Origin of the sequence: Citrobacter portucalensis, from assembly GCF_023374935.1 — a bacterium.
GTDB lineage: Bacteria > Pseudomonadota > Gammaproteobacteria > Enterobacterales > Enterobacteriaceae > Citrobacter > Citrobacter portucalensis.
In genome coordinates this window covers 90,698-103,184 of record NZ_CP092466.1, presented here as the reverse complement: position 1 = coordinate 103,184, position 12,487 = coordinate 90,698, and the positions used below count along the sequence as shown (strand labels likewise).

Here is a 12,487-nt window from a genome sequence, read left to right as displayed (position 1 = left end):
CATGCCCAGTCATTTCTTCACCTGTGGAGCATTTTAAGTATGGCACGCGTAACTGTTCAGGACGCTGTAGAGAAAATTGGTAACCGTTTTGACCTGGTACTGGTCGCCGCGCGTCGCGCTCGTCAGATGCAGGTAGGCGGAAAGGATCCGCTCGTACCAGAAGAAAACGATAAAACTACCGTTATCGCGCTGCGCGAAATCGAAGAAGGTCTGATCAACAACCAGATCCTCGACGTGCGTGAGCGCCAGGAACAGCAAGAGCAGGAAGCCGCTGAATTACAAGCCGTTACCGCTATTGCTGAAGGTCGTCGTTAATCACAAAGCGGGTCGCCCTTGTATCTGTTTGAAAGCCTGAATCAACTGATTCAAAACTACCTGCCGGAAGACCAGATTAAGCGTCTTCGGCAGGCGTATCTCGTTGCACGTGACGCTCACGAGGGCCAGACACGTTCAAGCGGTGAACCCTATATCACGCACCCGGTAGCGGTAGCCTGCATTCTGGCCGAGATGAAACTCGACTACGAAACGCTGATGGCTGCGCTGCTGCATGACGTGATTGAAGATACCCCAGCCACCTATCAGGACATGGAACAGCTTTTTGGTAAAAGCGTTGCAGAGCTGGTAGAAGGGGTATCGAAGCTTGATAAGCTTAAGTTTCGCGATAAGAAAGAGGCGCAAGCTGAAAACTTTCGCAAGATGATTATGGCGATGGTGCAGGATATCCGCGTCATTCTCATCAAACTTGCCGACCGCACCCACAACATGCGCACGCTGGGCTCATTACGTCCGGACAAGCGTCGCCGCATCGCCCGTGAAACCCTCGAAATCTATAGTCCGCTGGCACACCGTTTAGGTATTCATCACATTAAAACCGAGCTGGAAGAGCTGGGTTTTGAAGCGCTGTACCCAAACCGCTATCGCGTGATTAAAGAAGTGGTTAAAGCCGCTCGCGGCAACCGCAAAGAGATGATCCAAAAAATCCTCTCGGAAATCGAAGGGCGTTTGCAGGAGGCAGGTATTCCGTGTCGCGTAAGCGGGCGTGAGAAGCACCTGTACTCTATTTACTGCAAAATGGTGCTCAAAGAGCAGCGTTTTCACTCCATCATGGATATCTACGCATTTCGCGTCATCGTTCATGATTCCGATACCTGCTATCGCGTACTCGGCCAGATGCACAGCCTGTACAAACCACGCCCTGGTCGCGTGAAAGACTATATCGCCATTCCGAAAGCGAACGGATATCAGTCTTTGCACACCTCAATGATCGGCCCTCATGGCGTCCCGGTTGAAGTACAGATTCGTACTGAAGACATGGACCAGATGGCAGAAATGGGTGTCGCAGCGCACTGGGCTTACAAAGAGCACGGCGGCGAAAGCAGCACCACTGCGCAAATCCGCGCTCAGCGCTGGATGCAAAGCTTGCTGGAACTGCAGCAGAGCGCCGGTAGCTCGTTTGAATTTATTGAAAGCGTCAAATCTGATCTCTTCCCGGATGAGATTTATGTTTTCACACCGGAAGGGCGAATTGTCGAACTGCCCGCCGGTGCAACGCCTGTCGACTTCGCCTACGCCGTGCATACCGATATCGGTCACGCCTGCGTCGGCGCGCGCGTCGACAGACAGCCTTACCCGCTTTCACAACCGCTCTTTAGCGGCCAGACCGTTGAGATTATCACCGCGCCGGGCGCACGTCCGAATGCCGCGTGGCTAAACTTCGTCGTCAGTTCGAAAGCGCGCGCCAAGATTCGCCAACTGTTGAAAAACCTCAAGCGCGATGATTCCGTCAGTCTGGGTCGTCGACTGCTCAACCATGCCCTGGGCGGTAGCCGTAAACTGGCTGAGATCCCGCCAGAGAGCATCCAGCGTGAGCTTGAGCGTATGAAGCTCGCCACGCTTGACGATCTGCTCGCAGAAATCGGTCTGGGTAACGCCATGAGCGTGGTGGTAGCGAAAAACCTCCAGCAGGGCGAAGCAACAGCGAACGTACCAGCACAATCTGGCCATGGTCATCTGCCGATCAAAGGCGCAGACGGCGTGCTGATCACCTTCGCGAAATGCTGTCGTCCAATTCCAGGCGATCCAATCATTGCCCACGTCAGTCCGGGTAAAGGTCTGGTGATCCACCATGAGTCCTGCCGTAATATTCGTGGCTACCAGAAAGAGCCAGAGAAGTTTATGGCGGTGGAATGGGATAAAGAGACGGAGCAGGAATTCATTACCGAGATTAAGGTGGATATGTTTAACCACCAGGGTGCTCTGGCGAACCTGACGGCGGCAATCAACACGACCACTTCCAATATTCAAAGTCTGAATACGGAAGAGAAAGATGGCCGCGTTTATAGCGCCTTTATTCGCCTGACAGCTCGCGATCGTGTGCACCTGGCGAATATCATGCGCAAAATCCGCGTCATGCCGGACGTGATAAAAGTCACCCGTAACCGAAACTAGTCTTATGAATGAACAGCGCTATGCACGTATCCGCGAGATGCTCGCACGTCGTCAGCCCGATCTGACCGTCTGCATGGAGCAGGTTCACAAACCTCATAACGTTTCTGCGATTATTCGTACTGCAGATGCGGTCGGCGTGCATGAAGTCCACGCCGTCTGGCCGGGTAGCCGTATGCGCACCATGGCCTCTTCTGCCGCAGGCAGCAACAGTTGGGTGCAGGTGAAAACTCACCTTACCATTGGCGATGCGGTCACACATTTAAAAAGCCGGGGCATGCAGGTCCTGGCAACCCATCTGTCAGATAAAGCCGTGGATTTTCGCGAGATTGATTACACGCGCCCCACCTGCATCCTGATGGGCCAGGAGAAAACCGGCATCACTCAGGAAGCATTGGATCTGGCTGATCAGGACATCATCATTCCCATGACTGGCATGGTGCAGTCACTGAACGTTTCTGTCGCCTCCGCGCTGATTCTGTACGAAGCACAGCGCCAGCGGCAAAACGCGGGGATGTACCGACGAGAAAACAGCATGCTGCCACAAGAAGAGCAGCAGCGCTTACTGTTTGAAGGCGGTTATCCGGTGCTGGCGAATGTCGCTAAGCGCAAAGGTCTTCCCTACCCTCACGTAAACACGCAGGGCGAAATTGAAGCCGATGCAACGTGGTGGGCCACTATGCAATCTGCGAGATAAACGCGATGAAAGGCCGTTTACTGGATGCCATCCCACTCAACTCTCTGACCGGCGTTGGCGCAGCGCAAAGCAGTAAACTGGCTAAAATTGGCCTGCACACCGTGCAGGACCTCCTGCTCCACCTCCCTTTGCGTTACGAAGACCGTACCCATCTATACCCAATTGGCGAACTGCTGCCGGGTGTCTATGCCACCGTTGAAGGCGAAGTGCTGAACTGCAATATCACCTTCGGCGGCCGCCGGATGATGACCTGTCAAATCAGCGATGGCTCGGGGATTCTCACCATGCGCTTTTTCAACTTCAGTGCAGCGATGAAAAACAGCCTTGCTACCGGGCGTAGGGTACTGGCCTACGGCGAAGCCAAACGCGGGAAATATGGCGCAGAGATGATTCACCCGGAATACCGCGTACAAGGCGATCTCAGCACGCCAGAATTGCAGGAAACACTCACACCAGTGTATCCAACCACCGAAGGTGTGAAGCAGGCCACGCTGCGCAAGCTGACCGATCAGGCACTGGATCTGCTCGATACCTGCGCCATTGCCGAACTGCTGCCGCCAGAGCTGTTACAGGGCATGATGAGCCTACCCGAAGCACTGCGCACATTGCACCGCCCCCCACCTTCGCTGCAACTCAGCGATCTGGAAACCGGACAACATCCGGCGCAGCGACGTCTGATTCTCGAAGAACTGCTGGCGCATAATCTCAGCATGCTGGCACTACGTGCCGGGGCACAGCGTTTTCACGCCCAGCCGTTAAGTGCTAACAACGCGCTAAAAGATAAGCTGCTGGCAGCATTGCCGTTCAAACCTACTGGCGCACAGGCCCGTGTTACCGCTGAGATTGAACGCGATATGGCACTGGATGTGCCGATGATGCGCCTGGTACAGGGTGATGTCGGCTCCGGTAAAACGCTGGTTGCCGCGCTGGCCGCGCTGCGGGCTATCGCACATGGTAAGCAGGTTGCGCTAATGGCTCCTACCGAACTATTGGCTGAACAGCATGCGAATAACTTCCGCAACTGGTTCGCGCCAATGGGCGTTGAAGTGGGCTGGCTGGCGGGCAAGCAGAAAGGTAAAGCGCGTCTGGCGCAACAGGAAGCTATCGCCAGCGGTCAGGTGCAGATGATTGTCGGCACGCACGCGATTTTCCAGGAACAGGTGCAGTTCAACGGGCTGGCGCTGGTTATCATCGACGAACAGCACCGCTTCGGCGTACATCAGCGTCTGGCACTGTGGGAGAAAGGTCAGCAGCAGGGTTTCCACCCACACCAGCTAATCATGACCGCCACGCCGATTCCACGTACCCTGGCGATGACGGCCTATGCTGACCTCGACACGTCGGTCATTGACGAACTCCCTCCGGGGCGTACGCCGGTCACTACGGTCGCCATTCCGGATACCCGCCGCAGCGATATTATTGATCGCGTGCGCAACGCCTGTACCCACGAAGGACGTCAAGCATACTGGGTCTGTACGCTGATTGAAGAGTCTGACTTGTTGGAAGCTCAGGCGGCAGAAGCGACGTGGGAAGAGCTTAAACTGGCGCTGCCAGAACTCAATATTGGCCTGGTACACGGGCGCATGAAGCCCGCCGAGAAGCAGTCGGTAATGGCGGCCTTTAAGCAGGGTGAACTGCATCTGCTGGTTGCCACCACGGTGATTGAAGTGGGCGTGGACGTGCCAAACGCCAGTCTGATGATTATTGAAAACCCGGAACGCTTAGGTCTGGCCCAGTTGCACCAGTTGCGTGGTCGCGTAGGCCGTGGCGCGGTGGCTTCCCACTGCGTTCTGCTCTACAAATCACCGCTGTCTAAAACCGCGCAGAAACGCCTGCAGGTTCTGCGAGACAGCAATGACGGGTTCGTAATTGCGCAAAAAGATTTAGAGATTCGCGGCCCCGGCGAGCTGTTAGGTACTCGCCAGACCGGAACAGCAGAATTCAAGGTCGCAGATTTACTGCGCGATCAGGCTATTATCCCGGAAGTTCAGCGCATTGCCCACCATATTCACGAACGTTATCCGCAACAGGCCGTGGCACTGATAGAGCGCTGGATGCCGGAAACCGAACGCTACTCCAACGCGTAGTTAATTCATAGCGGCGGCGGACGTTACCCCGCCGCACAGCCGTTATTGCGCAAAAATCGGTAACAGCAGATACAGCTTAATCACCAGCGCGTTGACGATATCGATAAAGAACGCCCCCACCATCGGCACCACCAGAAACGCCATATGGGATGGTCCAAAACGTTCGGTAATCGCCTGCATGTTGGCAATCGCCGTCGGCGTCGCGCCGAGACCAAAACCACAGTGTCCGGCTGCCAGCACGGCGGCATCGTAGTTCTTACCCATCATGCGCCAGGTGACGAATATCGCGTACAGCGCCATGAAAATGGTCTGCACGACCAGAATTGCCAGCATCGGCAGAGCCAGAGAAGCCAGCTCCCACAGCTTCAGGCTCATCAGCGCCATCGCCAGGAAAAGCGACAGACTTACGTTACCCAGCACCGAAACCGCGCGCTCAAATACCCGATAAAAGCCCAGTAGCGCCAGGCCGTTACTGAGGATCACCCCAACAAAAAGCACGCAAACGAAGGTCGGCAGTTCCAGCACCGTTCCCACCAGCATTTGCGCAACGATTTTACCCACCGTCAGACAGATAGCGATCAGCGCGATGGTTTCAATCAGCACCAACGAGGTGATCATGCGCCCGACGTCCGGCTTTTCAAACGCGGTCGGCACGGCCTGATCGTCAGGCATGCCGTCAGGCGTGGTGGAGTGTTTGACCAGATAGCGCGCCACCGGACCGCCAATCAATCCGCCCAGAACCAGGCCAAACGTTGCGCAAGCCATCGCCACTTCAGTTGCATTGGTGAAGCCATAACGTTCAATAAACAGCTTGCTCCATGCGGCCCCGGTTCCGTGTCCGCCAGAGAGGGTTATTGAACCAGCAATCAGCCCCATCAGCGGATCCAGGCCCAGCAGGGTCGCCATACCAATACCGATGGCGTTTTGCATCAGCAGCAGGCCAACAACCACAATCAGAAAGATTCCCACCACACGGCCACCGGCACGCAGACTGGCGATATTGGCGTTCAGGCCAATGGTGGCGAAGAAGGCCAGCATCAGTGGGTCGCGCAGGGTCATGTCGAAGTTCACTTCCCAACCCATACTTTTTTTTAGTACCAGCAGCGCAATCGCTACCAGCAATCCGCCCGCTACAGGTTCGGGAATGGTGTATTTTTTCAGGAAGGAAACAGACTGGACGAGCTTACGTCCCAGCAGCAACACAAGGGTTGCCGCAACCAGCGTTGATAACGTATCGAGATAAAACATTTACAGCTCCATTAGTGCGTTTAGCACAATCACGCACGATGCATTCCAGACCGATTTTTAGCTCTTATTGAGTTTTCGGAGTGGATTTTAAGCAGAAAATGATGAAAAGTTATATAAAAATGTTTGTTTATCCGTTTTAAATATTAAGAATACCTGCTAGCAAACGTTTGCTTTTCTGCCCTGGTCAGATAAAATCACCGCTTTTCCACCATGGGATTGCCTCTGATGTCCGTTAACGCCGTAGAGTCAACAAATGCGCAACCGGTTGCGCAGACTCACAACAGTGAACTGATTTACCGTCTTGAAGATCGCCCCCCGTTAGCCCAGACCCTGTTTGCCGCCTGCCAGCATCTGCTGGCCATGTTCGTCGCGGTGATCACCCCTGCTCTGTTAATTTGCCAGGCGCTTGGTTTACCGGCTCAGGATACTCAACACATTATCAGTATGTCGCTGTTCGCCTCCGGCGTGGCTTCTATCATTCAGATCAAAGCCTGGGGGCCGGTCGGCTCAGGGCTGCTATCCATTCAGGGCACCAGCTTTAACTTTGTTGCGCCACTGATTATGGGCGGTACGGCGCTAAAAACCGGTGGCGCAGATGTCCCAACCATGATGGCGGCGCTGTTCGGTACGCTGATGCTGGCAAGCTGCACCGAGATGGTTATCTCGCGTGTCCTGCACCTGGCGCGTCGTATTATTACTCCGCTGGTCTCAGGGGTGGTGGTGATGATTATCGGCCTGTCGCTGATTCAGGTGGGTCTGACATCGATTGGCGGTGGCTATGCCGCAATGAGCGACAACACCTTTGGTGCGCCGAAGAATTTACTGTTGGCAGGCGTGGTGCTGGCGCTAATCATCCTGCTTAACCGTCAACGCAACCCGTACCTGCGCGTTGCGTCATTGGTGATTGCGATGGCGGCAGGCTATCTGCTGGCCTGGTTTATGGACATGCTGCCGCAAAATACCGCACAGGTAAGCCAGGACCTGCTGATGGTGCCAACGCCGCTGTATTATGGCCTGGGTATCGACTGGAGTTTACTGCTGCCGCTGATGCTGGTCTTTATGATCACCTCGCTGGAAACCATCGGTGATATTACGGCCACCTCCGACGTCTCCGAGCAGCCGGTTTCTGGTCCGCTGTACATGAAACGCCTGAAAGGCGGCGTGCTGGCGAATGGTCTGAACTCGTTTGTTTCCGCCGTGTTCAACACCTTCCCTAACTCCTGTTTTGGCCAGAACAACGGGGTTATTCAATTAACAGGCGTTGCCAGTCGCTATGTCGGTTTTGTGGTGGCGCTGATGCTGATCGCGCTGGGTTTGTTCCCGGCGGTCAGCGGTTTTGTACAGCATATTCCTGAGCCGGTACTCGGCGGCGCAACGCTGGTGATGTTCGGTACGATCGCGGCATCCGGCGTGCGTATCGTGTCCCGCGAGCCACTGAACCGCCGTGCGATTCTGATTATCGCGCTGTCGCTGGCCGTCGGCCTGGGCGTTTCCCAGCAGCCGCTGATCTTGCAGTTCGCTCCGGACTGGGTGAAAAACCTGCTCTCTTCCGGCATTGCCGCAGGCGGTATCACCGCTATCGTTCTGAACCTGGTATTCCCGCCAGAGAAGCAATAAGCAAAATGCGGCGTTGGTTCTGAATCAACGCCGCTGTAACGCTCTTTCACCATTCCCGCCTTGAGCATTGCGCCTAAATCGTGCATAACTTGACTATGTGCACTTCGCGGGATGGAAGACCATGAAATTTATTGGAAAGCTGCTTCTTTACGTGCTGATCGCCCTTGCAGTGGCGATCCTCGGCCTTTATTTTCTACTGCAAACCCGCTGGGGCGCAGAGCATGTCAGCACCTGGGTCTCGGAGAACAGCAGCTACCATCTGGCGTTTGATACCATCGATCACCGGTTTTCTTCCCCTTCCCATATTCTGCTGGAAAACGTCACCTTTGGCCGGGATGGGCAGCCCGCAACGCTGGTCGCTAAAACGGTTGATATTGGGCTGAGTAGCCGCCAAATCACCGATCCGCTGCACGTAGACACCATTTTGTTGCAAAACGGCACGCTGAATCTTTCCCAGCAAACCGCGCCGCTGCCGTTCCAGGCCGATCGCCTGCAATTGCAGGATATGGCGCTTAACAGCCCCGGCAGCGAGTGGAACCTCAGTGCCCAGCGCGTTAACGGCGGCGTCATTCCATGGAGCCCTGAGGCAGGTAAAATTCTCGGGAGCAAAGCGCAAATTCAGCTCAGCGCCAGTTCGTTGACGCTCAACGATGTTCCAACTACCAACGTCTTGATTGAAGGCAGCATCGACCATGACCGGGTGACGCTAAGCAATATTGGCGCTGACGTGGCGCGTGGGGCATTAACCGGCGTAGCGCAACGCAATGCAGACGGAAGTTGGGTTGTGGAGAATCTGCGCCTGAACGATATCCGGCTGCAAAGCGACAAATCGCTGGCCGACTTTTTTGCCCCGTTAAGCACTATTCCTTCCCTGCAAATTGGTCGTCTGGAAGTGACGGATGCCCGTCTGCAAGGCCCCGACTGGGCGGTGACGGATCTCGATCTGAGCTTGCGCAACATGACCTTCAGTAAGGACGACTGGCAAACTCAGGAAGGAAAATTGTCGATGAACGCCAGCGAGTTTATTTACGGCTCTCTGCACTTCTTCGATCCGATTCTGAACGCCGAGTTCTCACCGCAGGGCATTGCGCTGCGCCAGTTCACCACCCGCTGGGAAGGCGGTATGGTCAGAACATCCGGAAACTGGATGCGCAGCAACAAAGCGCTGGTCCTTGACGATGCCGCTATTGCTGGTCTGGAATACACGCTGCCGGAAAACTGGAAACAGCTGTGGATGAAACCCCTGCCAGCGTGGCTAAACAGCCTGACGCTGAAGAAATTCAGCGCCAGCCGTAATCTGGTGATTGATATCGACCCGAATTTCCCGTGGCAGCTCACCGCGCTGGACGGCTACGGCGCTAACCTCGGGCTGGTACAGAACAATCAGTGGGGGATCTGGAGCGGGAGCGCCACCCTCAACGCTGCCGCAGCCACCTTTAACCGTACGGATGTGCGTCGTCCTTCTCTGGCGCTAACGGCAAACAGCAGCACCATCAATATCAGCGAACTGAGCGCCTATACGGAAAAAGGACTGCTGGAGGCCACCGCCAGCATTTCGCAGCTACCTCAGCGCCAGACGCAGGTCAGCCTGAACGGGCGCGGCGTGCCAATGACGATCCTGCAGCAGTGGGGCTGGCCCGCACTGCCGCTTTCCGGAGATGGCAACATCCAGCTTACTGCCAGCGGCAATATTCAGGCCGATGCGCCGCTCAAGCCAACGGTCAACGGTCAGTTGCATGCGGTGAACGTGGAGAAACAGCAGGTAACGCAAACCATGCAGGCGGGCGTGGTTTCGGGGAATGAGGTTACTGCCCCCCCACCTGCACAATGATTTATTGCCCGGTGGCGCTTTGCTTACCGGGCTTACTCACATTCATAACCGACTATATTCACTGCACAACAGCCACTTCACCGGCTCGTCTTCTTCAATCGCCGGGAAGCGACCGCCAGGTTCCAGAAAGTGGTTGTCATGCTGGTCGTCATTGACCATCGAAATTTCCCAGCCCAGCACGAACGCCTTCTCCGCCCAAAAGCGATGATACAAGCGCGGTGGCAGGCACACTCCTTGTCCCGGTTTCAATACCAGCGTCTCGCCAGCGTTAACTGTACGCCGCTGACCATCCACGCTAACCTCAACAACGCGTCGGGCGTCATACTCATCATCAGGCGTGACCCACGCCAGCTGCATACATAAATCACCGCCGCCGCGATTAACGATATCTTCCATTTTATGGCGATGAAAATGCCACGGTGTTTGTTGATCCTGCTGAATTTGCAGCATCTTTTCGGCATACGGTTTGGGGTAATCCGCTGACCCCATCAGACCATTGCGCAACGTTAGTAACGTCAGCCCCGTTTGCGCAAAATCTCCGTGCCCGAAGTCGGTAATATCCCAGCCCAACTGGAGATCACGCACTTCACGCCACAGAGTTTGATCCTGTTGCCGCCAGGCATCGACCGTAAAATACGCGAAATCAGGCAGACAGACCCGAAAAGTCTCAGCTATGGCATGCGCTTTATCGACGGCATAATTAATGTGTGAACGCTTCATTGCACTTTTCCTTGTTGCGAAAGAGGCGGGTCGCCCCGCCTGCATGCCGTTAGTAAAGTGATGCTTTGCCGGTTGAACCGAACAGTTTCATTTTGTGGCGGATCACGTCCCGCGCGGCGCTAATGGCTTCCGGGTAGATTACGTTCGGGTCCCACCAGGTTTCTTTCGCCAGGATTTCGCGGACTTTCTGGAAGTAGGCGTATTTCATATCGCTGGAAATGTTGATTTTGCCAACGCCCAGCGTCACGGATTCGGCAATTTCCGCATCCGGGTTCGCGGAACCACCGTGCAGCACCAGCGGAATATCCACACGTCCGGCGATATCGCGCAGGATGTTCATTTGCAGCTCAGGCTGCATCCCTTTCGGGTAGATCCCGTGCGCGGTTCCAATCGCCACCGCCAGCGTGTCTGCACCCGTTCGGGTGATAAAATCCTCTGCCTGAGCAGGATCGGTATAAGTAACCTTCGACACGCCGCCTTCCACTGACGTCCCGGTCTGGCCAATCGTTCCCAACTCCCCTTCCACCGAAACACCTACCGCATGCGCCAGTTTGACAACTTCGCGGGTCAGCGCCACGTTCTCTTCATATGGCAGCAGCGAGCCATCAATCATCACCGAGGTAAACCCACACTGAATCGCCCGCAGGACATGCTCAACCGAAGCGCCGTGGTCCAGATGCAGAGTAAAGGGAACCGGGCTACGCAGGGTGATATCACGGACGTAGCTAAAAAACGCATCGCCGACAAAATCATGTTCGCTGGGGTGAATGGAGATAATCGCCGGGGTATTGGTCGCCTCCGCTTCTTCCACTACTGCGCGTACAAAGCAGCTGTCCGCCACGTTGAATGCGCCGATGGCAAAACCGTGCTGACGGGTAGGTTGCAGTAATTCTTTCATCGAAACTAACATGTTAATTCTCCAGTTTCAGGGTGTAGAAAGCCCTGCCAGTGCGTCATCGCAGAGGCATAGAAGGCGTTACAGAAAATGAATCAGGCTTTGCCGATAGCGCCGCTGGCCTGCAGGTACGGAATAATGGCTTCCTCGCAGGCCTGTTCCATCAGGGCCAGGGCATCAACGAGTTCACCGGATGTGTCGCGACACAGGGTATGCAGTAGCGCAGCCTTTCCGGCTTCGAAAACCGCCGCACCAACGTTTATCTTGGCGACACCAAACGTCGGGCAGCGCTGTAGCTGGTCAAACGGCGTCCCGCTGCCGCCATGCAGCGCCAGCGGCACCGTTGATAACCGGGCTATTTCCTCCAGCCGCTGGAAATCAATAGCAGGAGTGATACCCGGCGCGTACATGCCGTGTGCCGTACCCACCGACACCGCCAGCAAATCGATCCCGGTCTGTTGGATGAAGGGTTCCACGTCGGCGGCCTGGGTCATCAAATCAGCGTTAGCGGCGTGGTCATAGCACGGAGCATCGGCCAAATGACCCAGCTCGCCTTCCACGCACAGAGAAAAGCTGGCTGCAAGCTCAACCACCGCCCGGGTCTGGCGGATGTTCTCCTCCAGCGCAAAGGCGGAGGCGTCGATCATTAAGCCGCTGAATCCGGCGCGAAAAGCCTGGCGAATGCGTACAGGATCCTTTCCATGATCCAGCGCCAGCGCGACCGGTACCGAGGCTTCCTCTGCCAGCGTTTTGACCACCGCCGCCGCTATCGGGGCTGGAAAATGCTCCAGATGCCCCTGATACAAATTCAGAATGATGGGCGCACGGTGTTCCTCCGCCACTCGCACCGCTGCGCGGGCGCTTTCCAGGTTCATACAGTTGATGGCCAGCAGCGCGTACTGCTCGCGCCAGGCTTTGGTCACCATGCTTTTCATATCGGCAAACAT

At 55.6% G+C, this 12,487-nt stretch carries 10 protein-coding genes; 6 read left to right on the top strand and 4 right to left on the bottom strand.

What is annotated here, in order from left to right:
• The first annotated feature begins 39 nt into the window (after positions 1-39).
• From rpoZ to recG, 4 genes are read left to right on the top strand one after another with little or no spacing between them, the layout of a single operon-like run.
• Positions 40-315: a DNA-directed RNA polymerase subunit omega gene (gene rpoZ, locus LY264_RS00490; protein ID WP_000135058.1), complete on the top strand. Its 276-nt coding sequence runs from the start codon at positions 40-42 to the stop codon at positions 313-315.
• A gap of 18 nt (positions 316-333) precedes the next feature.
• Entirely contained in the window at positions 334-2,448 is a 2,115-nt protein-coding gene (gene spoT / locus LY264_RS00485) for a bifunctional GTP diphosphokinase/guanosine-3',5'-bis pyrophosphate 3'-pyrophosphohydrolase (RefSeq protein ID WP_003024038.1), read from the top strand.
• A 4-nt stretch (positions 2,449-2,452) separates the two neighbouring features.
• Positions 2,453-3,142, top strand: a complete 690-nt coding sequence (gene trmH, locus LY264_RS00480; protein ID WP_032945382.1) for a tRNA (guanosine(18)-2'-O)-methyltransferase TrmH — start codon at positions 2,453-2,455, stop codon at positions 3,140-3,142.
• 5 nt (positions 3,143-3,147) lie between these two features.
• Complete coding sequence (recG, locus tag LY264_RS00475; protein ID WP_048227331.1) at positions 3,148-5,229, top strand: ATP-dependent DNA helicase RecG; 2,082 nt, start codon at positions 3,148-3,150, stop codon at positions 5,227-5,229.
• 42 nt (positions 5,230-5,271) lie between these two features.
• Here recG and gltS read toward each other — a convergent pair whose 3' ends face one another.
• A complete protein-coding gene (gene gltS, locus LY264_RS00470) occupies positions 5,272-6,477 on the bottom strand; it encodes a sodium/glutamate symporter (RefSeq protein ID WP_003024029.1) in 1,206 nt (401 codons plus the stop codon).
• A 225-nt stretch (positions 6,478-6,702) separates the two neighbouring features.
• On the opposite strand from gltS, the gene xanP reads away from it, so the two are divergent.
• Positions 6,703-8,094, top strand: a complete 1,392-nt coding sequence (gene xanP / locus LY264_RS00465; protein ID WP_048227332.1) for a xanthine/proton symporter XanP — start codon at positions 6,703-6,705, stop codon at positions 8,092-8,094.
• Between the two features lie 121 nt (positions 8,095-8,215).
• Positions 8,216-9,925, top strand: a complete 1,710-nt coding sequence (locus tag LY264_RS00460) for an AsmA family protein (protein WP_048227333.1) — start codon at positions 8,216-8,218, stop codon at positions 9,923-9,925.
• A gap of 42 nt (positions 9,926-9,967) precedes the next feature.
• On the opposite strand, the gene LY264_RS00455 is transcribed toward LY264_RS00460, so the two are convergent.
• From LY264_RS00455 to LY264_RS00445, 3 genes are all read right to left on the bottom strand, one after another.
• Complete coding sequence (locus LY264_RS00455; RefSeq protein WP_071692536.1) at positions 9,968-10,645, bottom strand: D-lyxose/D-mannose family sugar isomerase; 678 nt, start codon at positions 10,643-10,645, stop codon at positions 9,968-9,970.
• A 49-nt stretch (positions 10,646-10,694) separates the two neighbouring features.
• Positions 10,695-11,555: a ketose-bisphosphate aldolase gene (locus tag LY264_RS00450; RefSeq protein WP_032945393.1), complete on the bottom strand. Its 861-nt coding sequence runs from the start codon at positions 11,553-11,555 to the stop codon at positions 10,695-10,697.
• Positions 11,556-11,635: 80 nt separating this feature from the next.
• Complete coding sequence (locus LY264_RS00445) at positions 11,636-12,487, bottom strand: class II fructose-bisphosphate aldolase (protein ID WP_048227335.1); 852 nt, start codon at positions 12,485-12,487, stop codon at positions 11,636-11,638.

Coding starts and splice junctions, on each gene's coding strand:
- rpoZ (WP_000135058.1), top strand. CDS start 40: ATGGCACGCGTAACTGTTCAGGACGCTGTAGAGAAAATTGGTAACCGT.
- trmH (WP_032945382.1), top strand. CDS start 2,453: ATGAATGAACAGCGCTATGCACGTATCCGCGAGATGCTCGCACGTCGT.
- recG (WP_048227331.1), top strand. CDS start 3,148: ATGAAAGGCCGTTTACTGGATGCCATCCCACTCAACTCTCTGACCGGC.
- gltS (WP_003024029.1), bottom strand. CDS start 6,477: ATGTTTTATCTCGATACGTTATCAACGCTGGTTGCGGCAACCCTTGTG.
- xanP (WP_048227332.1), top strand. CDS start 6,703: ATGTCCGTTAACGCCGTAGAGTCAACAAATGCGCAACCGGTTGCGCAG.
- LY264_RS00460 (WP_048227333.1), top strand. CDS start 8,216: ATGAAATTTATTGGAAAGCTGCTTCTTTACGTGCTGATCGCCCTTGCA.
- LY264_RS00455 (WP_071692536.1), bottom strand. CDS start 10,645: ATGAAGCGTTCACACATTAATTATGCCGTCGATAAAGCGCATGCCATA.
- LY264_RS00450 (WP_032945393.1), bottom strand. CDS start 11,555: ATGTTAGTTTCGATGAAAGAATTACTGCAACCTACCCGTCAGCACGGT.
- LY264_RS00445 (WP_048227335.1), bottom strand. CDS start 12,487: ATGTTTGCCGATATGAAAAGCATGGTGACCAAAGCCTGGCGCGAGCAG.